The organism is Paraburkholderia sacchari, from assembly GCF_000785435.2.
Lineage (GTDB): Bacteria > Pseudomonadota > Gammaproteobacteria > Burkholderiales > Burkholderiaceae > Paraburkholderia > Paraburkholderia sacchari.
On the sequence record NZ_JTDB02000006.1, the window covers coordinates 193,810 to 216,347 of the forward strand.

Sequence of the window (22,538 nt, forward strand, 5' to 3'; positions counted from 1 at the left end):
TGCACGCTGGAGCGGCCACCCTTCGCGCGCCGCTTTGCTTTATCACTGCGTCCTTTGCGCCCGGGAGTTCCGCATGAGCCAGACCAATACGACAATGACAATCAGCAGCCGCAACTATTCATCGTGGTCCATGCGCGGCTGGCTGCTGGCCAAACTTGCCGGACTCGAATTCGAAACGGTTACCGTGCCGATCGACAACGCCGCGGCACGCGCGGAACTGCTGCTACTCTCGCCCTCCATTCTCGTGCCCTGCCTGCGCCACGACGGCATCGAGGTCTGGGACACGCTCGCGATATGCGAATACCTGAACGAAATCCGGCCGCAGGCGCAGCTCCTGCCCGCGGAGCGCACCGCGCGCGCGCATTGCCGTTCGGTCTGCGGAGAGATGCATTCGGGCTTCAGCGCACTGCGCTCGGCCCTGCCCATGAACCTGCGCGGCCACTTTCCGGGCTTCCGTGTCTGGTCGCGGGCGCAGGACGACATTGGGCGCATTGTGGCGATCTGGCGCGAATGCCTGCAAAAATATGGCGGTCCCTGGCTCTTCGGCGAGATCGGCGCTGCCGACGCGATGTACGCCCCCGTCGTCACGCGCTTGCTCACCTACGACGTGCCGATCGATCCCGACATCGCCGAATACTGCATGCGTGTGCTTAAGCAGCCTCATGTTGCCGAATGGATTGCAGCAGCAAAGGCCGAAACCGAGGATATCGACGAACTCGACATGGAGTTCTGAGCGCCCCCTGCGCACCAACGGCGAGATCCAGGGTACGCATCGCAGGAGATCGAGCGACACCGGCGTAATGAGCCTGTAGTTGAATGGGCACACCGTTCCTGCGAGAGCCATCTTGAGCATTCCTATTCATAGCGGAGTGCGTGCGCCTCACTCCAATCTTGTTGCCGATGGTCGTGGCAGCCGGGAATCTCCGGTCGTCTAGTGGTATCAAAATTACTTGCTCCGACGGGAGTGACGCGAGGTGATCTGGTGTGGGCGGATCAACGAGTGTTTCCTGCTTCCTCCCCGCCGCCAGTTCGTTCCGATGCGGCTAGCCAGCCCGCTTGGTGGGTGCCTGCTCCAGACGTTCGATGAAAAAGTCGACAAAGACGCGCACTCGTGACGACAGATAACGTGCGTGCGGATACAGCAGCACGAACGGCCGCGACCGCCCTCCCCGGCTGGACAGCACTTCCGTGAGCGTGCCCTCCTGCAGATCGCGTTCGACGATGAAGCGGTAGGTCTGGAAGAGGCCCGCGCCGCTTCGTGCGAGCGTAACGCCAGCGAGGACGTCACCCGACGCCCCATAGCTGCCGGTGGTTGCGATTTCGATTTCCTCCGAACCGTCGTTGAACAGCCACGGAATCGGTCGGCCGCTGCTCGGGAGGTCGAACTGGATGCATTGGTGCATGTGGAGATCGTCCAAGGCGCGGGGCATGCCGGCGCTCTTAAGGTAGCCGGGTGTCGCCACGACAACGAGTTCGGCATCCTCCAACTTCCGCGCGACCAGGCTTGAATCCGCCGGCGCACGGCCGCGGATGGCAAGGTCGAAGCCCTCGTCGGCGAAGTCGATGTTGCGGTTGCTCAGGTGCGTTTCGACGCGTACGTCGGGGTAACGCTCGCGAAACGCAGGGAGCAGCGGCAGCACGCGATAGTGTCCGTACGGCGTCGGCATGCTGATACGCAGCACGCCCGCTGGCGTCGCCTGCTGGCCCGTCGCTTCGCGCTCAGCGTCGACGAGTTGCGACAGCGCATCACGACATTGCTCGAAGTAGCGCCGCCCGGAATCTGTGAGGCGTATCTGCCGCGTCGTCCGGACGAACAGCCGTACGCCGAGCCGCTCCTCCAGACGCGCGACCGACCGGCTGACCGCGGCAGGCGTGACGCTCGCTGCTGTCGCCGCAAGCGTGAAGCTGCCGAGTTCGGCCGCCATGCAGAACAGCTCGATGCTGCCGAGCAAGAGGTCGTCGAATTTTCTTTGCATGTGGGCGTCTCCTGCTCCTTCATACGTGACGCGGTCGCAAGACGGTCAATCCGCCGAGCGCCTGCAACACAGATCGTGCTTCCGGCCTGTCGGCGCGGGTTGTTTCGTCCCGCGACACTGAAGCGGCGAGTGCCTGTGAACCCCGGCCCAAACCAGTGTGCCGGCAACCGCGGCGGGTCACTTGCGCGCCGCGTTGCGTCGCCAGAGATTACGCGATCGGATAGGCAGGCGTGGCCGGCGCGTGCGGATCGTCGCCGAGCGCGGTCAGCCGGTTCGCGATACCGCGTGCGATCCGGCCGGAAATCGCGGTGGTGAACGTCGTGCGGCGCGCCGCGTCGCCGAGGATTGCGCAGCGATAGCCCTCGTCGATCGATGTCAACCCGCAGGCCACCCGGCCTTTGCGCTACCGGCTTCGTACCCGATAGGCAAGCCCTGCACAGGCCGCCAGCAGAACGGCCGTCACGAAGAACACCGAATGCAGGCCGAGCGCGACACCGATTTGGCCGCCGATCACGGGGCCGATCACTTGCCCGCCGAACTGCGCGGACTGCAGGTAGCCGAGCATCTGGCCGGTCGAGCGCTCGTCGACCGACTGCCGGACCAGCTTGCCGATCGACGGCAGGAGCCCGGCCAGCGTCATCCCCATCAACACGCGCAACGCCGCGAGCTGCCACCACTGGGTGACGAACGCCTGCGGCAGCATCGCGAGCGCAGTCAGCAGCAAGCAGCCGACGATCACGTTCCAGCTGCCGATCCGGTCGGCAAGCGCGCCGAGCCGCGCGGCGGTCAGCATGCTGCCGAGTGCCGAACAGGCCATCACGACGCCGGCGATGCGCGCGAGATGATCGCCGTCCACGCCGAGCCCGCCGATATAGACGGTGATGATCGGCTCGATCGACATGTTCGCGAGCAGCACCATCATCGCGGTTACCAGCAGCGCGGCGACCGCCGCGCGATCGATGCGCCGGTCCGTGGGCGCCGTTGTGCGGGTGCGTCCCGTCTGCGCGTCGGTGTCCGCGTGAAAATCTTCCTTCACGACGATGATCGTCAGCAACGCGGCGACGGCGATCATCGCGCCACCCGCGAAGAACGTGCCGCGAATGCCGAGCCAGCCGGGCAACAACCCGCCGACAAGAGGCCCGACGAGATTGCCCGCGAGTGCACCCGTCGACAAGATGCCGAGCGCCCAGCCCGCGCGTTCGCGCGGCGCCTGGGTGCCGACCATCACGGTCGAAGCAGACGCATAGCCGCCGACGAGGCCGGCGACGAGTCGCAGCGCAACGAGCTCCTGAACGTTGTGCGCGACGCCGATCAGCGACATCACGACGGCCATCCCGAGCGCCGCGCGCACGAGCATCGGCTTGCGGCCGAAGCGGTCCGCAAGACGGCCCCACAGCGGCGCGGTCACCGCGGTGCCGAGAAACGTCGCGCCGAACGCGATGCCCGACCACTGGATCACGGCCGCCTGCGTATCGACGCCGAGCTGTCGCACGTACAGCGGCAGGAACGGCAGCAGCATGCTCAGGCTGACGAGCGTCGTGAACGAACCGAACACGCAGACGGCGAGATTGCGCCGCCAGTAGCGCGCATTGCGTTCGGCGTAGCTGGCGGCCGGGTGGCCCGCGCATGCCGCGGCCGGCGCGTGGGCGGTCGTGCTCATCGCGCCCTCGCCGTGGCAACGACGTCGACCGCGAGCGCGAGCGGCACGATGCCGATCAGGCTCGCACTGGCGCCCGACAACGTGCCGCGCCACACGTTGACCGCGGGCGCGTGCGGCCGGTCGAGAATCGCTTGTTGCATGTGGACCTCCATTCGCTGAACGCGCGCTTGCGCGTCCGTCGGTTGAAGGAAGTCTAGATTGAACCGTATGGCAGGAGAATTCACGAGTTGCGGAAGCCATTCTTCCGCAATCCGGTTCAATCTCGGTCGGTGATGGCAGCCAGTTGGGCGAAGTGCTCGCGCAAGCGCGGCGCGGCGAAGTCGACGAAGGTCCGCACTTTCGGCACCGATAGCCGTCCGTAAGGCGTGACGAGGTGGATCGGCAGTGGCGCATGCTCGCTGTCGTGCAGCACGATTCGCAGCGTGCCGTCCCCGACCTGCTCGGCGATGTGATACGAGAACAGCCGCGTGACGCCGCGGCCGGTGAGCGCGGACGCCACTGCCGCGCGAATTGTGTTGACGATGAAGCGTGGCACAAACTGAACTACCTGTGGCAGCGCCGATTGGCCGGACGGCGGGAAGCTCCATGAATCGAGCCCGAAGTGCGTCATCGAGATGATCCGGTGCTGTGCGAGATCGGCCGGTGTGGCGATCGGCGGATGATTCGCCAGGTACTCGGGCGATGCGACGACGACGCGCCGCACCGCGCCTACCGGAATGGCGACGAGCGTCGAGTCGGCCAGGTGTGCGATACGCAGCGCGACATCGATCCCCTCGTCGATCAGGCTGACGGGTCGGTCAAGCAATTGCAGGCGAACAGACACGGCCGGATGGCGGTCGATGAATTCGTCGATGAGCGCTCGCAGTACGTCTTCGCCCGCGGCGACCGGTGCTGTGATAGTCAGCAGCCCGCGCGGCGCCGAGCGTTCGTCAGCGATCAGCATGTCGGCTTCCTCGAGATCCGCGAGGATGCGGCGGCACGCCCCGGCGTAGCGTTCACCGGCTTCGCTCAACCGGATCGTCCGGGTGGTCCGGTACAGTAACGCGGTGCCAGTGTGTTCCTCGAGAAACGCGATTGCGCGGCTGACTGCGGCCGGCGAACGGCCGAGACGGCGGCTCGCACCCGCGAGACTGCCCTCGTCCAGCGTGGCGACGAACACCTTCATCGCGTCGATTCGGTCCATGGCGTGTGGGTGGAGGGATTGATTTTGTCGTTGACCGCAAAAATGCAGCGATCAGTCTACCGTAGCGACAGCCGGTGCACCGCCGGCCCGCAGAGCCGTTCCGTCGAATACCTCGGCCCCATCCGTCTGGAGCCATGCCGTAAGTGGAGTGTCTGCCATACGCCTGAGTTCCTACCCCAGGATGCAGCAGTTCGCCGAGACGTTGCGCTCCATCACTGTACGGGACGTGTCCGTACAGCCGCAACGTCCCATCTGTTTCTCGAATGCGATGCCCATGCCACAATCGCATCAGGTCGTCGCACGTTTCCCTGCTTGAACAACGTACTCAAGCATTCGGATCGCGTTGACGCCATACTCGCCTTCACGACAGCATCGCGCCCCCTTCTCTCGCACCCCACAGGTGTCTTACCTTGGCCGGCAATTCAAGCGTAAGCGGGTAAGGCGTGCGACGGTATTGGCCGATATGGTGTGATGTCTTATGCCAGCGCTTGTATGTCTAATACATTCGGATAGCTGGAGCGATTGACCGGTTTAGCGGAGCGCTTCGCGCCGGATCACGCTTTGAGCAATTTGCTAACCAGTGCAAGCAGTCGGCTGTCATCCACGGGTTTCGAAAGGACGTTCAGGGATTACCTGCGCGAGGCGGTGGCCAAAGCGCTGAGCGCGGATGCGCAAGCGCTGAGCCGGGCCGCTGGACTACCTTAGCCCGCCGTTCCCTTGTTATCGCGCGCAGCCACGTGTTGCGGCGACGGTTGTGACGCAGTCGCAGGCGCAGTCATTTCGTTTTGCCTGATGACCTTTTCGATCTCGCCGTCGGCTTGCGCATCGTATTGCGCGAAGACATCGGTGCGATAGCGCGTATTTTGCGCCGCACCGAGCTGCGAGCCGGATTCGTCGTGCGTGTCGGCGTCCACTGTCATCGAGAGGCCAATGCGCAACGGACGCGCCGCGAGTTCGCGTGGATCGAGTGCAATCCGCACTGGCAGGCGCTGGACGATCTTGATCCAGTTGCCGGTTGCGTTCTGCGCCGGCAGCGTCGCGAATGCACTGCCCGTGCCCGCAGAAAAGCCTTCTATTCGACCGTGATACTTCACGCCCGAGCCGTAGACGTCGGCCGTGAGCGTCACCGGCTGGCCAATGCGCATGTGCTTGAGCTGCACTTCCTTGAAGTTCGCTTCCACCCACACGCCGTCGAGCGGCACAATCGCCATGAGCGGCGCGCCAGGCGACACGCGCTGGCCGACCTGCGCCTGGCGCTGCGCCACGTAGCCTGTCACCGGCGCCGGCAAGGTATCGCGCGCATACGCGAGCCACGCCGCGCGCACCTTCGAAGCGGCCGCCTGCACGTCCGGATGCTGTTCGACCGACGTGCGATCGGTCAGCGCATAATTGGCCGCCCCTTGCTGGCGTGCTGCGTCGAGCGCGGCCTTTGCGGCCCGCACGGCGTCACGCGCATGAGCGATGTCTTCGGCGGAAACGGCGCCCGAGTCCGCCACCGCCACCCGGCGGCGCAGATCGTCGTTGGCGCGGGCGAGATCAGATTCGCGTTGCGCCACGTTCGCCGCGAAGAAGTCGTTGTTGACATAGAGGCCGCTCACGCGTCGCACGGTCTGGCCGAGCGACGCTTCCGCATCCGCCAGCGCGATTTTGGCGTCGGCCGGGTCCAGCGTCACGACGGGGTCGCCCGCCTTCACGATCTGCGTGTCGTCGGCGTTGACGGCAACCACCGTGCCCGTGATCTGCGGCGTGAGCTGAACGAGATTGCCGCTCACATAGGCGTCGTCGGTCGATTCGTGAAAACGGCCCTCCGCGAAGTAGTACGCGCCATAGGCCGCGCCCGCCATCAACGTCACGGCGCCGAGCAACGCGACCAGGCGCTTGCGGCGGCCAGGGGGCGTGGCCTGATTGTCGTTACCGGCAGGGGCGGCTCGCGCGCCGCCTGTCTTCTCGCCAACTGGATCCGCCGCCTCGCGGTCGCTCGTGATCGTTTCGCTCATTTCAGTTCTCCTGACGGGTTTGCAAACATGCCGTTCAACGTGCGGCGGCAATGACGGAATGGGCTTGAGAGGTTGGTTGGGCTGCAACGTCCGTGCGGCGGTCTGCGTTGGCCGAGGTGTCGACATAACCGCCACCCAGCGCCGACGCCAGCGCGATCTGCTGGTCGCGGCGGTCCATCTTCAGGTTGGCGATGGCTTCGTCGGCGTTCAGTGCCGTGACGTCGGCATTGAGCACGGTGAGCTGGCTGGTCAGGCCGCCCTTGTATTGCGTGATCGCGAGCTGGTCGGCGTCGCGCGCCGCCTGCTGCGCGGTTTGGGCATCGGCGAGCTGCGCATCGCTCGAACGGATCTGCGCGAGTTGCGTGGCCACGCTGCTGAGCGCGCCAATGAGCGTCTGGTCGTAGGCGGCCACCGCATAGTCGAACTCGGCGTAGCGGCCCTTCAACTGCGCACGCAGTTCGCCCCCGTCGAAGATCGGCAGATGGATCGCCGGGCCAGCCGAGACCGTGCGGCTCGCAGCGGTCAGGAAGCGGCCGAAGCCGAATGCGTCGAGACCGATGGCGGCGCTCAGGTTGATGTCCGGATAGAACTCGGCCTTCGCCTCCTTCACCTCGTGCGTGATCGCGTCCACGCGCCAGCGCGCCGCGACGATATCGGGGCGACGGCTCACGAGGTCGGCGGGCAGGTTGTCCGGCAAACGCACCTCGTCGCCCACGCCGAGCGTTGGCCGCGCGATCGCGAGTCCGCGGTCGGGACCCTTGCCCATTAGCGCAGCCAACTGGTAGCGCGTAGTCAGAATGCGTCCGTCGAGCGCGCTTACCCGCGAGCGGCTCGTTGCCAGGTTCGCCTGCGCGGTCTTGCGTTCGACTTGCGTGTCGAGGCCCGTTGCAATGCGGCCCGCCGTGATGCGGTCGATCTGCTCGCGGCGCGCGACCTCTTCCTGCGCGATGTCGCGCAACGCGTAGAGGCGCGCCAGCTCGTTGTAGGCGCGCGCGATCGAGGTATCCAGCGTGAGCTTGACCACTTCCTCGTCGGCCTCGCTCGCGGCTTCCTCCGAAACGGCTGCCCGCAGCGCCTCGCGATTCTTGCCCCACAGATCGAGATCGTAGGAAGCGGTGAGAAGGCCCTTGTTTTCGGTTTGCCACGAGCCAGCATACGGGGGCGGAATCAGTGCCGTGCTGCTGAACTGCTGGCGCGTGAGCGTGTAGCTGGCGTCCACGCGCGGCAGCGTACCCGCTTTCGCGGTTTCGCTATATGCCTGCGCCTGCGATACGCGTGCCCTGGCCTGCTCGACCGTTGGGCTGCCCTGCAACGCTTCGGCAATCAGCGCCTTCAGTTGCGCGTCGCCGAACTGATCGACCCAATCGGCGGACGGCCAGTGCCCCTGCTCTTGCGGCAGGCTCTGCGCCGTCTCGAATTGTTGCGGACGGGCCATCTGCGTGTCGCTGTGGATGCCCGCATAATTGGCGCATGCCGCCAGCGCGGCCATTGCGATCGCCGATACGCCCAGCTTCAGCGTACGGGCACCGATGCTTGATTCAAAAATCTGCAATTTCATTTTCTGACAAATCAGATTAATAGCCAAAAAAAGCGCGGCGCCACGGCCGCACCGTTCAGTCGCCTGTGAACTTGCGAAGCAAACGGTTCAGTTCGGCAAACTCCGCCTTGGTGAATTTGCGCAGGCGCGTGTTCAATACATCCGGCGCGACTTCGGGAATCTTTTCCGCCGTTTCCAGACCCTTCGCAGTCAGATTCAGATTGACCACACGACGGTCGTCGGCGTCGCGGGAACGCTCCAGCAGACCCTTCGCTTCCAGCTTGTCCAGCATCCGTGTCATGAGGCCCGTATCGATGCCGAGCAGCTTCGACAGTTCGAACGGCGTGGTCGCCACACCCTGCTTCAGCGAAAGCAGAATGCCCATTTGCTGGCCCGTGATGTCGAGGTCCTTAAGCGCCGCGTCCATCTCCGCCACCACCAGATTGCGTGCCTTGACGATCCTGAAGCCGACACTTTCCGTGAGCATGAAATTTCTCGTCGTATAGTGGTCCATTGCGACATCCTCCGTGTTGTACAGCAACAATATCTGCATTATCAGATATTGTCAAGAAAAACACGCGAGATTCGTCTGCCCTCCGAACCGGGTTCAACTGCAGTACTCAGTGTCCACCAGCGCCTGCCGCGCCCGCGCCACCACCCTTGGCCGGCCTCGTCACCCAGATCAGCGGGATGATGACGATGAAGATCACCGCCGATATCCAGAAGATGTCGTTCAACCCCAGCATGGTGGCTTGCGCGCTGAGCGAGCTTTCGTAAAAGGCCGTGGACTTGGGAATGCCGCCGCCAAGCGTCGCCTGCAGGTGCGCAATGGCGCCGGTGAACGCCGGATTCTCCACGCTTGTCTGCTCGGCGAGCCGGGCGTGATGGAGGATCGTGCGGTCGTTCCAGGCGTCGCTCATGAGCGACGTGCCCACGGCGCCGGCGAAAATGCGTACAAAATTCGACAGACCCGCGGCCGCCGGAATCTCGTCGGGCCGCAGACCCGAGAGGATGATGCCGGTGAGCGGCGTGAAGAACAGCGCCGTGGGAATGCCTTGCAGCAGCGTTGGCAAAATCAGCGTCCAGGCATCCACGCCAGTCGTGTAGTTCGAGCGCATGAAGAACACGGCTGCGAAGCCGGCGAACGCCAGCGTGGCAAGCACCCGCATGTCGGAGCGCGGCATGACCTTGCCCATCACGGGGGCCAGGATCACCGCGAATATTCCCAGCGGCGCGGTAACGAGCCCGGCATCCACCGCGCGGTAGCCGAGAAAGCCCTGGATCCATTGCGGCAGGATCACGAGGTTTGCAAAGAAGATTGCATACGCGACCGAAATCGCAATCGTGCCGCCGAGGAAGTTGCGTTTGGTGAAGAGCCGCAGGTTGACGATCGGCTTTTCTTCAGTCAGTTCCCAGATGAGGAAGAACACGAAGCTGACCGCGGCGACGATGGTGAGCCCCCAGATGACAGGCGAGCTGAACCAGTCGAGATCCTTGCCCTTGTCGAGCATGATCTGCAGCGGCGCGACCCACGCGATGAGCGAAATCAGCCCGACCTTGTCGATGGGCAGTTTGCGTGCAGGCGACTCGCGGTCGCGATAGAGCGCCCAGATAACACCGGCGGCGAAGAGGCCGACCGGCACGTTGATGTAGAAAATCCACGACCAGCTATAGCTGTCGGTGATCCAGCCGCCGAGCGCCGGGCCCGCGATCGGTCCGACGGTTGCGGTCATCGCCCACAGCGCCAGCGCGTTCGAACTCTTTTCCTTCGGGAACGAGGCGAGCAGCAAGGCTTGCGACAGCGGCACCAGCGGCCCCGCCACCGCGCCCTGAACAATCCGGGCCACGAGCAGCGTCAGAAGGTTCGGCGCCAGACCGCACGCTGCCGACGAGAGCACGAACAGCAGGATCGCCCAGACGAACAGCTTGACCTGCCCCACGCGCTGCGTGAGCCACCCAGTCAGCGGAATGGATACTGCATTGGCCGCCGCGAACAGCGTGATGACCCACGTGCCTTCGTCGATCGACACGCCAAGGTTCCCGGAAAGCGTGGGGATCGCCACGTTTGCAATCGACGAATCCAGCACGTTCATAAAGGTGGCGAGCGCCACGGCGAAGGTACCGAGCGCGAACTTCGCGCCAGTCAGGGGGGCCGGCCCGCCTGGGTTGGTCGATGGATTCATGTTGTGTTCTCTCATCTGGATGCAAATGTCCTGTCAAGCGCGGACCGTTATCTGACATGTCTGATAATTGGGCAAAAAAAGGCCCTGGCCATTGAGTCATCTCGAGAGCAGCGTGCTCAACGCGATCACAGACTTCTGCGTCCGCTCGAAATCTTCATTGACGGGAGCGTCCGTTGATCGACCTCCCACATATCTGACACAGACTATATCTGACATTGCAGATGTACGCAAGAAGGTTCGCGAGGTCGCATGAGAGGAACCGGCGCCTCGATCCAGCGCCGCAGCGGCCTCTGCGCTCAACGATATCTACTCACGCGTGTCCGCGTGGCCGGGCGTGACAATCGAGTTCGCGCCTGAAAACCTCGGTCCGGGGCCGAAACGCCACACCATGGTGTATGAACCAGGCGCGATCAGGCTCGAATTGGACCACGATCCGCGCACGCAAACCCCCTGAGCTTCCCGGCAAACCGCGTGCGGGCGCGCACGCGGTCTTTTTCGCCTCAAATTAATCAGTCATCCGAAATTTTAACAATCTTCAGCGCGCGTACGTGAATCCTATTTGTTCCTGCGACGCACAACTGTTTGTCCGCATCCTGTATTCAAAACGGGGGCGCCGCTGCGTAAATTGGTTGACATCGGAGCAGCAAGCCCGATCAAACGCCGTCCAACCTACTTCGAGGTTCATATGAGGGGACCTCGAATAACCTGAGGTTTTCATCGAATTCCTCCGCGACAGCATGATTGCGACGGAGTTTTTGTCGAGACCATCGCCGCTTTCTTCGCAGCTTCGCCCGTTTCTTCGCTTCGCATCGCCTCGGGCACCGGCGATGCGCCCCCTATGGGCGTCAGAAAGCCTCGATTCTGGCATTCCTGAAATACATCAGCCGCTTCAGGTTGTAGCTGGCCGCCATCATCGTCATTGCAAAGCTGGCACGAGCCTGGCCGACTGTGCGGACCAGCTTTCCACCCATCTGCTCGATTGCAGCAAAAACATGCTCGACCCGGGCACGCGTCTTGGCGATGCGCTGGTTGCGTCGCTGCTGGCAGGCGGACAGCGCCTTGTTGCGTTTTCCCTTTCTCTGGATCTGGTTCCGGAAACCCTTTTCCTTTAGCCATGCCTCACGCGCTTCGGACGGGTAACCCTTGTCGGCATACACATCCCGGCTCGTGTTGCACGGATCGATGACCTTCTCGAAGTGCTGACTATCGTGGGTACTGGCCGTGTCGGTCTCGATCTGGCGAATGAACTTGTACTTGCTGTCAACGTTGATCGACAGCTTGTAGCCGAAGTGGCTCTTGCCGTGCTTCTTCGTCCAGCTCGCATCCAGATCCTTCTGGCGCCGCTTCGCGGGCTTCCAGTCGGCGGGCATCGCGTGCTGGTCGATCAACTCCTTTTCCTCCCGGTTGTTGTGCTGCTTCGGCGCAGGTACCAACGTCGCGTCGATGATCTGCCCGCCACGCGCGATGAAGCCCTTGCCGAGTAGCTGCTCCGACACGCCATCAAACAGCGCCTTCGCCCCCGCCTCGCCGATCCGGTTCTCGAAGGACCACACCGTCGTGCGGTCCGGGATATAGGTCGCATTGCTCAAACCGCAGAACCGCTTGTAGCTCATACGATCGAGCAGCTGGTACTCCATCTGTTCATCCGAGAGGTTATATAGCCGCTTCAACACGAGGATGCGTATCATGGTCTCAGTCGGGTACGGCGGACGGCCGCCCTGCGGACTCACCGGTCGCGGTGCAATCGTATCGACCGCGGCTGCCAGCGCCGCGAAGTCGATGTGCGACTCGATCTCGCTCAGCGGATCGCCCAGTGCATCGATTTTCTTGCGGTGATGCTCGTCGGCGAACAGGTCAGTTTTGATGGCGCTACGCTTTTTCATCAACATCCTCTGTTGATCTGCTTAGGATTCCGCAATCTTACCAGGCATGCAGGTTTTTCGAGGCGCCCTATGAGTCAATCCCCCAAAGTCGTCGTGGTCACGGGCGCATCGCAAGGCATCGGCGCCGAAACGGTCAAGGCATTGCGCGCGCTCGGCCACAACGTGGTCGCGACGTCGCGCAGCATTAAACAGACTGACGATAGCAATCTCCTTGCCGTGGCTGGCGACATCGCCGATCCGACCACAGCGCAACGCGTCATCGAAACGGCCGTTTCGCGCTATGGCCGCGTCGACACGCTCATCAACAACGCGGGCATTTTCGTGGCGAAGCCGTTCACGGAATACACCGCGCAAGACTACGCCACGATCACCGGCATCAACCTCGGCGGTTTCTTCTACATCACGCAACTCGCGATATCGGAGATGGAAAAGCACGAAAGCGGCCACGTCCTCAATATCACGACCACCCTCGTCGACCACGCGATCGACGGCGTGCCGTCGGTGCTGGCCTCCCTGACCAAGGGCGGCCTCGCCGCGGCAACGCGCTCGCTGGCTATCGAGTATGCAAAGCGCGGCATTCGCGCAAACGCGGTGTCGCCCGGCATCATCAAGTCGCCGATGCACGCACCCGAAACGCACGCGGCACTTGGCGCGCTGCACCCGATGGATCATATGGGCGAGATGAGCGACATCGTGAACGCCATCCTTTATCTCGACTCGGCGCCGTTCGTGACGGGCGAAATCCTGCACGTCGACGGCGGTCAAGTCGCGGGCCACTAAAGCTGGACTGCCCCCCACTGAGCCGATAGGGAGCGCCGGCCAACGGCGCTCCTTCCAACGATCACCATCAAGGAAAGCGAAATGCCGATCGTCACCATTCAGGTTACGCGCGAGGGCACAAAGCCCGGCGCAGATTGCGTCACGTCTGACGAAAAAGCCCAGCTCATCAAAGGCGTGAGCCAGCTACTGCTCGACGTGTTGAACAAACCGCTGGAAGCGACGTTCGTTGTCATCGAAGAAGTGCCAACGGAAAATTGGGGATGGGGCGGCCTGCCTACCGATGTTTATCGGAGACAGAAGGGATTCATCAAGTAAGTGCGCGCGGCCCGCTCGAAAGGGCTCTGATGTGATGGACGACTAAAGTGGAAAAGTCGCTGCAACACATGCATGGCCAGGTCCAATCCAACGGTCGCTATGATCATGATGAACGCTCCTTTGCCGTGGACGTCACGAGCGGAGCGCTTGGGCGGCTCGGCGACTTTCAGCGTCTTAAGACGCGGCGTGACATCGACGCCGAGGTCTTCGGGCCTGATCGTTTCCAGCGGCTTTTTCTTCGCCTTCATGATATTCGGCAACGTCACGTAGCGCGGCTCGTTCAGGCGTAGATCAGTTGTGACCACGGCGGGAAGCGTCAGCGACAGCGTTTCAGCTCCGCCGTCCACTTCGCGCGACACGGTCGCCTTCCCCTCAGCCACAACGACCTTCGAAGCGAACGTCACTTGGGGAAGGCTAGCCAAAGCGGCGAGCATCTGCCCGGTCTGGTTCGAGTCGTCGTCGATGGCCTGCTTGCCCAGCAATACCAACGAAGGCTGTTCCTTGTCGACCAGCGCCTTGAGCAGTTTGGCAACGGCCAGAGGCTGCAGGTCTTCGGATGATTCGATCAACACAGCACGATCCGCGCCTATCGCCAACGCCGTACGCATCGGCGTGCAGTCCCCTTTTAGCGAACATTGCTGGCAATTAGAACTCCAATACTTACTGAGTTTCAGGCCGCGCTCAACGGTCGAGAATCGCCAGATGAGCCGCTCGCCTGCCGGGCACCGATATTCGTTCGTCTTTGCGTCATAAATGAAGTCTTCCTTGCCGAAGCGGCCATGAGCCGTAGCGCTCGATGTCACCGTCTTTGGAACGAACACGGTTATCCCAGCCTCATGACAGGCGAGTATCTCTTCGCTCTTGTAGTAGCCGCGATCCGCAACTGCGGTGAGCTTGTCAACACCCATCTCTGTACGGGCAAGCTTCGCCATCGACGTTCACTGATCACGATCGATGCCGTCGTTAGTAACTGCGTGCGCGACGATCAGATGGTGCTTCGTGTCAACCGCCGTCTGGACGTTGTAGCCGACGACTCCAGTTCCTCGCGTCTTCATCGAACGGGCATCCGGATCCGTGAGCGATATTTGTCCGTCGGGTGCTGCTTTGAGTTGAACCTCGATCTCCTTCAGGCTGCGCGTCTGCTCTTTCAAGGCCGCGATCTTCTCCTGCAGTCGCTCTGTCCTCGCCTTCGCGATCGCAGGCTCCTGACGATCCGCTGTGTCCAGCGCCTCGAGATAGCGAGCGATACTTGATTCGATGTCGCGCATCCGTCGTTCGAGCTTGGCGCTCGTGAAGTTGCGGTCGCGATGGTTCACCGCCTTGAACTTGCTGCCGTCGATCGCAACAATCGCTTCTGCAAAGAGGTTCAGACGCTGGCACAGCATCACGAACTGACGACAGACGCTGCGGATCGCCTTGCCGTTGTCTTTACGGAACCGGGCGATGGTCTTGAAGTCCGGCGCCAGGCGGCCCGTGAACCACATCAGTTCAACATTGCGCTGGGCCTCGCGTTCAAGACGACGGCTGGATTGAATGAGGTTCAGGTAACCGTAGATGTAGATCTTGAGCATCACCGCGGGATGAGACGAAGGCCGCCCGGTCGGCGCTGGCTCGACACCTTCAAACCCGAGCTTCTGAAGATCGAGCTCATCCACAAAGACGTCCACCACGCGCACAGGATTGGTATCCGTCACGTAGTCATCAAGCGCTTCGGGAAGGAGAAAGCTTTGTGTACGACTGTCGCCTTGAATGAACCGCTTCATCCTTCGCTGTCGGATGAAGAATCTTGGCGCTTCAAAAAGGCGCTTTTGACACAATCTGGGCCGATCCCCGTCTTGCCTCTGCACCGAGTAATTCAACCGCCAGTTCTCGTACGGCTTCGCGTTTGCTAATGGTCGTCACAACCGGCAATGCAAGGAAAATATTTCGAGAGCCCGGAGTGCGATGTTAAACGCGCATTGAATTGCTGCTTCGGCACTATCACGAATGCAGCGTCCGATGCGTCTCGCTCTGTTTTTTATTGTCCCGATATACGGTTGCAGGCGCAAAAGCTGCAACGCCGCCTCGCTCTCCAAGGTTGCCGTGCCGGAAAACCCGACATAGGCTATCTGCATACCGATGCCCATAACAGAACTCCATCGCCAATGCGGAAACAGAACTCGGAGAAACGTAGCCACTGGCGAAATGGTCGCGTGTCCGCGTACGAACCGTTTGATGTCAATCAGCTTTCCGCGGTATCTGCCTGGGATTTTGGCGTCGTGAAGTCGCGCGCTGCGGGGCAGCGTAGTCGTCACCTTTCCGCACATGCACCGGGTGCCCCGGGCCGCGGATCCAGGGCGCAAGAATTCGAGTTCGCTGAGTGGATGGCTGCTTGGTGTTTGTCAGGCGACGCCTGAACGTCATCGGATTCGGTCCGTCGACTGACTCTTGATGGCCGACTCTACTCATTCACATAGAAGCCCGAAGGCTGCCTTCGATGATTTCAACGTCCGGTCTGTGGAGACTCGTCGAACTGGTGTGCTCGGCCTGTTTCCGCCATTCGCGATCATGACCAGACAGTCACTCGAGCGGCTGCTCAGCGGATACAGGCCCCACATCCTCGGACCAGATCGGAACACCCATCGATCATAGTAGTTCGTGAAGGGTGCCGAGCGGCGCCAACAGCTGCAAGTTGCATTTGCACCAAACGCTATTGACCACTCGCTCGTGCGTAGCTGCCCGGCATAGAGTTACCCACCTTGACCGCATAATCGCCGATCTTGCCCGCCAGTTTCTCCGACAGCGAAAAGCCGGCCAGCACCCCCACCGCACCGCCCAGCTTATAAGGCGCTCCGCCCGATACCGACCGGTAGTCGGCCAGCCCGTCCACCACGCCGTTCTGCCCCCACGCGACGATGTACGGGTTCGACGGAAGCACGGGATGCCCGCCCTGTGCCTGGCCGGACTGCAACCGTCCGAGCATCTGATCGAAGAGTTTTTTCGCGGCGTATAGCGTGGGCGCCGCACGACACGTCGGATCGCCAGTCACCCCTGCAAGGAAGCGAATGTACATGTAATGCTCGGCTGCCGCGGCGTCGTAGTCTTCGTCGTAGCGGTGCTGACTGTCTCCCCGGATCGTTTGCTTCAGCACCATCCAGGCAATGCGGTTGACCTCGACAATCGACGGGGAGCGCTCGCCATCCTGCCAAAGCAGGTAGCGCGCGGCATCCTGCGACCAGCCGATGAATTGATCGACGCGCGTGTCGTCGAGCTTCGTGAGATTTCCCATGTCGTGCCCCCCTGAACCGGCGCTCGCGATACACCATCGTGCCAGCACACGTCATTGCATGATTGTTACCGGTAGACCCAACGTCAAGGCGATATCGGCCTTCCGGGTAGGCCGCCGAACGCTCGCCAGCAGGCGAAAATGCGCTGCCGAAGGCCTCCAAACCCGCCAATTCCCTCCCCCGAACAGCCAAAATACCCGTCTCGCGCTCGCGACAAGGCAAAATACGGGTTTTGAGCCCGCGCCGGGCTCATGTTTTTCCCGCCGGCTGCCGCCTGTGGGGCCTGAACAGCCCCCGCCGTCACACGATGGACGTCCCGGCGACGTACCGTGAACGCTTCGACGCGAAACCGGCCGGACCGCTCGCCCAGACCGGCGAGCCCACTGGAGTTGTTTTGATGACCGAACCCAAGATTTCTTTCGCGGGCAGGCTCTCGCTTGCCTTCGGATCGTTCTTCGCCATTCTCGGCAGTGCCGAGCTGGCCGCTGGCGTGCGCCGTCTGCGCGATGGCGAGACGCCGGTATCCGCGCCTGCGCCCGCCCCCGCGCCGCAAGCCGCCGCTCCGGCTCCGGCCGCTGCGCCCGTTGCAAAGGCCGCCCCCGCGCCCGTGGCCGCCATCGAGGAAGCCAGTCCGCAGTCGGCGCTGCAGCTGCTGGGCCTGCTCCAGCGCAACGCCCGCTTCGTGGACTTCGTCGAAGAAGACATCGCCAACTATGGCGACGCCGACATCGGCGCTGCCGCGCGCCTCGTGCACGAAGGCTGCCGCGCCACGCTGCGCGAGCACTTCACGATCCGCCCGGTGCGCACGGAAGCCGAAGGCAGCCGCGTGACCATCGCTGAAGGCTTCGACGCCACCGCCATCCGCCTGACCGGCAACGTGGTGGGCGCGGCGCCGTTCCACGGCACGATCAGCCACCGCGGCTGGCGGGTCGAAGACGTCAAGCTGCCCAAGCTCGTGAAGTCGAACGATGCCAAGGTCCTTGCACCGGCAGAGGTGGAACTGTGAGCGATCCGCGTTATTCCATCGGCGTCGACCTCGGCACCACACACTGTGCGCTCTCTTACGTCGACCTCGCCGGCAGCGATGGTGAAAAAGCCACCCAGGGCGTGCTGCCCGTCACGCAACTGACCGCGCCCGGCGCAATCGAGTCGCCTGAGCTGCTGCCCTCGTTCCTCTACCTGCCCAACACGGGCGAACTGACGCCGGGCGACCTCACGCTGCCCTGGACGACCACGCGCGAATACGCCGTGGGCGAGATGGCGCGCAGCCGCGGCGCCGGCACGCCCATCCGTCTCGTGTCGAGCGCCAAGAGCTGGCTCTGCCATCCCGGCGTGGACCGCCGCGCCGCGATCCTGCCCAACGACGCGCCGCCCGAAGTCGCACGCGTCTCGCCGCTCGAAAGCTCGATTCGCTACCTCACGCACCTGCGCGAGGCATGGGACCACGCGCACCCCGAAGCCCCATTCGCGGATCAGGACATCACCGTCACGATTCCGGCTTCGTTCGACCCGGCCGCGCGCGAACTCACGGCCGAGGCCGCGCAGGCCGCCGGCTACGCGCGCATGACACTGCTGGAAGAACCGCAGGCCGCGCTCTATAGCTGGATCCAGAAGAGCGGCGGCGCGTGGCGCAAGGAGGTGAAGGTCGGCGACGTGATCCTCGTGGTGGACGTCGGCGGCGGCACGACCGACCTCTCGCTGATCGCCGTGGTCGAGCGCGAAGGCAATCTGGAGCTGCACCGCGTGGCGGTGGGCGAGCACATCCTGCTCGGCGGCGACAACATGGACCTCGCGCTCGCCCACGTGGTCGCGCGCAAGCTCGCGGCGCAAGGCACCCAGGCCGATCCGTGGCAACTGCGCGCGCTCACCTACGCGTGCCGTTCGGCCAAGGAGACGCTGCTCTCCGACCCGAGCGTGGAGACCGTGCCGCTCGTCGTGCCGAGCCGGGGCTCGAAGCTGATCGGCGGCTCGATCCGCACCGAACTCACGCGCACCGAACTCACGCAGATCATCCTCGAAGGGTTCTTCCCGCAAGTGGACGCGGCAGCGCGGCCCGTCACGCGCGCTCGCGCCGGCCTCACGCAACTTGGCCTGCCCTACGCGCAGGATGCGGGCGTGACGCGCCATCTCGCGGCGTTCCTTGGCCGCCAGGTGGGCGCGCTCGCGGAACTCGAAGGATTCGCGGAATCCGCCAGCCAGGCCGGGAGCGCAAGCTTCCTGCATCCCACTGCGGTGCTATTCAACGGCGGCGTGTTCAAGTCGCCGCTGCTGGCCGGACGCGTGCTCGAGATTCTCAACGGCTGGCTCGCGGCTGAAGGCGCGGCGGCGGCACGCCTGCTGGGCGGCGCGGACCTCGACCTCGCCGTGGCGCGCGGTGCGGCGTACTACGGCTATGTGAAGCGCGGCAAGGGCGTGCGCATTCGCGGAGGCACGGCGCGCGCTTACTACGTGGCGATCGAATCGGCCATGCCGGCCGTGCCTGGGCTCGAGCCGCCGGTCTCGGCGTTGTGCGTGGCGCCCTTCGGCATGGAGGAAGGCACGGACGCCGCGCTGCCGCCGCAAGAGTTCGGCCTGGTGGTGGGCGAGCCGGTGCACTTCCGCTTCTTCGGTTCATCGGTGCGCCGCCAGGACCAGGTGGGCACCCTGCTCGATTACTGGTCGCCGGAAGAGCTGCAGGAGCTCGAAGAGATCCAGGCTACGCTGCCCGCCGAGGGCCGCACGCCCGGCGAAGTGGTGCCCGTCAAGCTGCACGCGCGCGTGACCGAAGCCGGCACGCTCGAACTCGAAGCCGTGCCGAGCGGCAGCAGCGAGCGCTGGAAGGTCGAGTTCGACGTGCGCGGCGGCGCGAGCGCCTGACTCCGGCCAACCGTCTCTTGAGCTCCATGACGCGATACGTCGTAGGCATCGACCTCGGTACGAGCAACACGGTCGTTGCCTACGCAGAAGCAGGCGCGGACGAGATCCGCGTCTTCGATATCGAGCAGCTCACCGCGCCCGGCGAAGTGGGCGCGCAGCCGCTCCTGCCCTCGGCGCGCTATCACCCGGCGCCGGGCGAACTCGCGCCCGGTGCCCAGCAATTACCGTGGCCCACGCCGCATGCTTCGGATCCCACAGCAACTGCGCCGGTCATCGGCCGCCTTGCGCGCACGCTCGGTGCGCAGGTGCCGGGCCGGCTCGTCGCCAGTGCGAAAAGCTGGCTCTCGCACGCATCGGTGGACCGGCTCGCGCCGATCCTGCCGTGGGGCGCGCCCGACGACGTCGGCAAGGTCTCGCCCGTGGACGCGAGCGCGAGCTACCTCGCACATGTGCGCGCCGCGTGGAACCACCGCTTCCCGCACGCGCCGCTCGAAAAGCAGGACGTGGTGCTCACCGTGCCGGCCTCGTTCGACGACGGCGCGCGCGCGCTCACGCTCGAAGCCGCGCGGCGCGCGCAACTGCCCGCGCTGCGCCTGCTCGAAGAACCGCAGGCCGCGTTCTACGACTGGCTGTTCCACCATCGCGAAACGCTGCAGACCGAGCTCGCGCAGACGCGCCTCGTGCTGGTGTGCGACGTGGGCGGCGGCACGACCGACCTCACGCTCATCAAGGTCCACGTCGAGAACGGCGAGCCGCAACTGAGCCGCATCGGCGTCGGCAACCACTTGATGCTGGGCGGCGACAACATGGACCTCGCGCTCGCGCATCTGGCCGAAAGCCGGCTCGCGGGCGAGAACGCGCGCCTCTCCGCCGCGAGCCTCTCGCAGCTTGTGGAGCGGTGCCGCGTCGCCAAAGAACAACTGCTGGGCGAAGGCGCGCCCGAGGCCGTTGGCGTGACGCTGCTGGGCGCGGGCTCGCGGCTGATCGGCGGTGCGCGCACGACCCAGCTTGCGCGTGACGAAGCCGAACGCGTCGTCGTGGACGGCTTCTTCCCCGCAGGCGCCCCCGACGACCTGCCGCGCCGCTCGCGCGCGGCCATCGTCGAATTCGGGCTGCCCTATGCCGCCGATGCGGCAATCACGCGCCATATCGCGGCGTTCCTGCGCCGCTTCGCGGCGCAGTCGCGCGAGGCGCTGGGTGCGGCGGACAGCGGAGAAACGACGTTACCCGTACCCGACACGCTGCTGCTCAACGGCGGCGTGTTCCGCGCGCAAGCGCTTTCCTCGCGGCTGCGCGAAACGCTGGGCGCCTGGCGTGAGCAGCCGCTCACCGTGCTGCAAAACGACCAGCCCGACGTGGCGGTCGCGCGCGGCGCGGTCGCCTTCGCGCTGGCGCGTGCGGGGCGCGCGCCGCGCATCGGCGGCGGCTCGCCGCGCAGCTACTTTCTCGTGCTCGACGAGGAAAACGGCAAGCGCGCGGACGTTGACGATGCAAAGACGCGCGGCGTCTGCCTGCTGCCGCGCGGCACCGAGGAAGGCCACGAAGTGCGCCTCGACAACCGTGTGTTCGCGCTGCGTCTGGGCCATCCCGTGCAATTCCACCTGGTTTCGACCGTCGCGGACACGGCCTGGCGGCCGGGCGAAATCGCCGATGTTTCGCCGTCGGATTTCGTGCGCTTGCCGCCGCTCTCCACCGTGGTGCAGCGTCAGGAACGCGAAGGCGCGGCCAGCGGCCGCGCGGAACAGGAGCGGCCGGTGCGGCTCACCGCGCAACTGACCGAAGTGGGCACCCTGGAAGTGCGCTGCATCGCCACCGACGACGACGCGCAGCGCTGGCTGCTCGAATTCCAGTTGCGCCGCGACGAAGCCTCGAGCGCGGCAGCGGACCAGAGTGCGCGCCACGCCGGGCTCGACGAAGCCATCGCTTTGATCGATCGCGTCTTCGGCCCGAAATCGGCGAAGGTCGATCACAAGGAAGTGAAGCGCCTGCGCGCGCAACTGGAGCACTGCCTCGGGCCGCGCCAGAACTGGGACGGCCCGCTGCTGCGCGAGCTTTTTGGCGCGCTTTGGGAGCGCGCGGCACGCCGGCGCCGTTCGCCCGATCATGAACGGCTGTGGCTGAATCTTGCCGGGTTCTGCGTGCGCCCGGGCTTTGGCTATCCGCTCGATGAGTGGCGTGTTGAGCAGCTTTGGACGCTTTTCGACGACGGTATTCAGCACGTCAACGAAGGCCAGGTGTGGTCGGAGTGGTGGACGCTGTGGCGACGCACGGCGGGCGGGCTAGACGAAGCCGCGCAGGAGCAGGTGCTTGAAGCGATGCGCTGGCTTGAAGAAGCGGCGAGTTCGAAGAAGCACAAGCTTCCGTTCGATCCCGCGAAGCTCGGGCATGCGGATATGGTGCGGCTTTATGCTTCGCTCGAGCGCATTGCCGCCGATCGAAAGATCGAGATCGGCGAGCAGCTTTTGGCGCGCTTGCAGAAGCCTGCGGAGAATAATCAGAGTTGGTGGGCCGTGGGGCGCATTGGTGCGCGTCTGCCTTTTTATGGCAGTGCGCATGGGGTTGTGGCGCCCGAGGTGGCTACGCGATGGCTCGATGCGATTCTCGCGCTTGACTGGAAGAAGGTTGAGCCGGCTATGTTCGCCGCGGCGCAGATTGCGCGGATGACGGGGGATCGGTCGCGGGATTTGGAGCCTGCTGTGCGTGAAGCGGTTCTAAAACGGCTTGAAGCTGCGAATGCGCCGGCTACCTGGATTGAAATGGTGCGGGAAGTTGTGACGCTAGACAATGCTGATACAGGGCGGGTGTTTGGGGAAGCGCTGCCGGCGGGGTTGAAGCTGATGGCGGGGTGAGCGAGGGTGTTACGGCTACCTCGCGTTGAAAAGGAAACACAAAAGACTATTCT

17 protein-coding genes and 4 pseudogenes are annotated in these 22,538 nt (G+C 64.0%); 7 read left to right on the top strand and 14 right to left on the bottom strand.

What is annotated here, in order from left to right; translation table 11 throughout:
• Positions 1-73: 73 nt before the first annotated feature.
• Positions 74-733 carry a glutathione S-transferase family protein gene (locus NH14_RS21270; RefSeq protein WP_035529577.1) on the top strand — a complete coding sequence of 220 codons (660 nt, stop codon included), beginning with the start codon at positions 74-76 and terminating at the stop codon, positions 731-733.
• A 310-nt stretch (positions 734-1,043) separates the two neighbouring features.
• Here NH14_RS21270 and NH14_RS21275 read toward each other — a convergent pair whose 3' ends face one another.
• The 9 genes and pseudogenes from NH14_RS21275 to NH14_RS21315 form a co-directional block, all read right to left on the bottom strand.
• Positions 1,044-1,976 carry a LysR family transcriptional regulator gene (locus tag NH14_RS21275; RefSeq protein ID WP_035529298.1) on the bottom strand — a complete coding sequence of 311 codons (933 nt, stop codon included), beginning with the start codon at positions 1,974-1,976 and terminating at the stop codon, positions 1,044-1,046.
• A gap of 211 nt (positions 1,977-2,187) precedes the next feature.
• Positions 2,188-2,367: pseudogene (locus tag NH14_RS21280) on the bottom strand (nitronate monooxygenase); the annotation flags it as partial.
• A 12-nt stretch (positions 2,368-2,379) separates the two neighbouring features.
• Positions 2,380-3,636 (bottom strand): MFS transporter, encoded by a 1,257-nt coding sequence (locus NH14_RS21285; RefSeq protein ID WP_035529296.1) that lies wholly within the window; start codon positions 3,634-3,636, stop codon positions 2,380-2,382.
• On the bottom strand, positions 3,633-3,776 hold the full coding sequence (locus NH14_RS21290) for a hypothetical protein (RefSeq protein ID WP_161790855.1): 144 nt from the start codon (positions 3,774-3,776) through the stop codon (positions 3,633-3,635). The genes NH14_RS21285 and NH14_RS21290 overlap by 4 nt, the downstream gene beginning before the upstream one ends.
• A gap of 116 nt (positions 3,777-3,892) precedes the next feature.
• A complete protein-coding gene (locus NH14_RS21295) occupies positions 3,893-4,819 on the bottom strand; it encodes a LysR family transcriptional regulator (RefSeq protein ID WP_035529293.1) in 927 nt (308 codons plus the stop codon).
• 701 nt (positions 4,820-5,520) lie between these two features.
• Positions 5,521-6,816 (bottom strand): HlyD family secretion protein, encoded by a 1,296-nt coding sequence (locus tag NH14_RS21300; RefSeq protein WP_035529290.1) that lies wholly within the window; start codon positions 6,814-6,816, stop codon positions 5,521-5,523.
• Positions 6,817-6,850: 34 nt separating this feature from the next.
• Complete coding sequence (locus NH14_RS21305; protein WP_035529288.1) at positions 6,851-8,374, bottom strand: efflux transporter outer membrane subunit; 1,524 nt, start codon at positions 8,372-8,374, stop codon at positions 6,851-6,853.
• Between the two features lie 55 nt (positions 8,375-8,429).
• Entirely contained in the window at positions 8,430-8,867 is a 438-nt protein-coding gene (locus NH14_RS21310; RefSeq protein ID WP_035529575.1) for a MarR family winged helix-turn-helix transcriptional regulator, read from the bottom strand.
• A 106-nt stretch (positions 8,868-8,973) separates the two neighbouring features.
• Entirely contained in the window at positions 8,974-10,536 is a 1,563-nt protein-coding gene (locus tag NH14_RS21315; RefSeq protein WP_035529286.1) for a DHA2 family efflux MFS transporter permease subunit, read from the bottom strand.
• Between the two features lie 289 nt (positions 10,537-10,825).
• On the opposite strand from NH14_RS21315, the pseudogene NH14_RS33640 reads away from it, so the two are divergent.
• Positions 10,826-10,990, top strand: a pseudogene (locus NH14_RS33640) (VOC family protein); the annotation flags it as partial.
• 391 nt (positions 10,991-11,381) lie between these two features.
• On the opposite strand, the gene NH14_RS21325 reads toward NH14_RS33640, so the two are convergent.
• Positions 11,382-12,419, bottom strand: a complete 1,038-nt coding sequence (locus NH14_RS21325; RefSeq protein WP_035535547.1) for an IS5 family transposase — start codon at positions 12,417-12,419, stop codon at positions 11,382-11,384.
• Between the two features lie 69 nt (positions 12,420-12,488).
• Between NH14_RS21325 and NH14_RS21330 the strand changes: the two genes are divergently transcribed.
• Both NH14_RS21330 and NH14_RS21335 read left to right on the top strand, forming a co-directional pair.
• On the top strand, positions 12,489-13,199 hold the full coding sequence (locus NH14_RS21330; RefSeq protein ID WP_035528709.1) for an SDR family NAD(P)-dependent oxidoreductase: 711 nt from the start codon (positions 12,489-12,491) through the stop codon (positions 13,197-13,199).
• An 81-nt stretch (positions 13,200-13,280) separates the two neighbouring features.
• A complete protein-coding gene (locus NH14_RS21335; RefSeq protein ID WP_035528708.1) occupies positions 13,281-13,514 on the top strand; it encodes a tautomerase family protein in 234 nt (77 codons plus the stop codon).
• A 137-nt stretch (positions 13,515-13,651) separates the two neighbouring features.
• Here the strand turns inward: NH14_RS21335 and NH14_RS21340 are convergent.
• The 4 genes and pseudogenes from NH14_RS21340 to NH14_RS21355 form a co-directional block, all read right to left on the bottom strand.
• A pseudogene (locus NH14_RS21340) lies at positions 13,652-14,122 on the bottom strand (electron transfer flavoprotein subunit beta/FixA family protein); the annotation flags it as partial.
• Positions 14,123-15,277, bottom strand: a pseudogene (locus NH14_RS21345) (IS1182 family transposase); the annotation flags it as partial. It abuts the pseudogene before it with no gap.
• 135 nt (positions 15,278-15,412) lie between these two features.
• A complete protein-coding gene (locus tag NH14_RS21350) occupies positions 15,413-15,640 on the bottom strand; it encodes a hypothetical protein (protein ID WP_035528705.1) in 228 nt (75 codons plus the stop codon).
• Between the two features lie 563 nt (positions 15,641-16,203).
• The gene (locus NH14_RS21355) at positions 16,204-16,782 is read right to left on the bottom strand and encodes a hypothetical protein (RefSeq protein ID WP_035528702.1); all 579 of its coding nucleotides are present in this window, start codon (positions 16,780-16,782) and stop codon (positions 16,204-16,206) included.
• Positions 16,783-17,177: 395 nt separating this feature from the next.
• Here NH14_RS21355 and NH14_RS21360 point away from each other — a divergent pair, with 395 nt between their 5' ends.
• From NH14_RS21360 to NH14_RS21370, 3 genes are read left to right on the top strand one after another with little or no spacing between them, the layout of a single operon-like run.
• The gene (locus tag NH14_RS21360; RefSeq protein ID WP_035528699.1) at positions 17,178-17,786 is read left to right on the top strand and encodes a DUF2760 domain-containing protein; all 609 of its coding nucleotides are present in this window, start codon (positions 17,178-17,180) and stop codon (positions 17,784-17,786) included.
• The gene (locus tag NH14_RS21365) at positions 17,783-19,636 is read left to right on the top strand and encodes an Hsp70 family protein (RefSeq protein WP_035528696.1); all 1,854 of its coding nucleotides are present in this window, start codon (positions 17,783-17,785) and stop codon (positions 19,634-19,636) included. The genes NH14_RS21360 and NH14_RS21365 overlap by 4 nt, the downstream gene beginning before the upstream one ends.
• Positions 19,637-19,662: 26 nt before the next feature.
• Positions 19,663-22,485 (top strand): Hsp70 family protein, encoded by a 2,823-nt coding sequence (locus tag NH14_RS21370; RefSeq protein WP_035528693.1) that lies wholly within the window; start codon positions 19,663-19,665, stop codon positions 22,483-22,485.
• The last annotated feature ends 53 nt before the right edge of the window (positions 22,486-22,538 follow it).

Coding starts and splice junctions, on each gene's coding strand:
- NH14_RS21350 (WP_035528705.1), bottom strand. CDS start 15,640: ATGGGCATCGGTATGCAGATAGCCTATGTCGGGTTTTCCGGCACGGCA.
- NH14_RS21300 (WP_035529290.1), bottom strand. CDS start 6,816: ATGAGCGAAACGATCACGAGCGACCGCGAGGCGGCGGATCCAGTTGGC.
- NH14_RS21310 (WP_035529575.1), bottom strand. CDS start 8,867: ATGGACCACTATACGACGAGAAATTTCATGCTCACGGAAAGTGTCGGC.
- NH14_RS21315 (WP_035529286.1), bottom strand. CDS start 10,536: ATGAATCCATCGACCAACCCAGGCGGGCCGGCCCCCCTGACTGGCGCG.
- NH14_RS21270 (WP_035529577.1), top strand. CDS start 74: ATGAGCCAGACCAATACGACAATGACAATCAGCAGCCGCAACTATTCA.
- NH14_RS21290 (WP_161790855.1), bottom strand. CDS start 3,776: ATGCAACAAGCGATTCTCGACCGGCCGCACGCGCCCGCGGTCAACGTG.
- NH14_RS21355 (WP_035528702.1), bottom strand. CDS start 16,782: ATGGGAAATCTCACGAAGCTCGACGACACGCGCGTCGATCAATTCATC.
- NH14_RS21370 (WP_035528693.1), top strand. CDS start 19,663: ATGACGCGATACGTCGTAGGCATCGACCTCGGTACGAGCAACACGGTC.
- NH14_RS21285 (WP_035529296.1), bottom strand. CDS start 3,636: ATGAGCACGACCGCCCACGCGCCGGCCGCGGCATGCGCGGGCCACCCG.
- NH14_RS21305 (WP_035529288.1), bottom strand. CDS start 8,374: ATGAAATTGCAGATTTTTGAATCAAGCATCGGTGCCCGTACGCTGAAG.
- NH14_RS21275 (WP_035529298.1), bottom strand. CDS start 1,976: ATGCAAAGAAAATTCGACGACCTCTTGCTCGGCAGCATCGAGCTGTTC.
- NH14_RS21360 (WP_035528699.1), top strand. CDS start 17,178: ATGACCGAACCCAAGATTTCTTTCGCGGGCAGGCTCTCGCTTGCCTTC.
- NH14_RS21330 (WP_035528709.1), top strand. CDS start 12,489: ATGAGTCAATCCCCCAAAGTCGTCGTGGTCACGGGCGCATCGCAAGGC.
- NH14_RS21295 (WP_035529293.1), bottom strand. CDS start 4,819: ATGGACCGAATCGACGCGATGAAGGTGTTCGTCGCCACGCTGGACGAG.
- NH14_RS21335 (WP_035528708.1), top strand. CDS start 13,281: ATGCCGATCGTCACCATTCAGGTTACGCGCGAGGGCACAAAGCCCGGC.
- NH14_RS21325 (WP_035535547.1), bottom strand. CDS start 12,419: ATGAAAAAGCGTAGCGCCATCAAAACTGACCTGTTCGCCGACGAGCAT.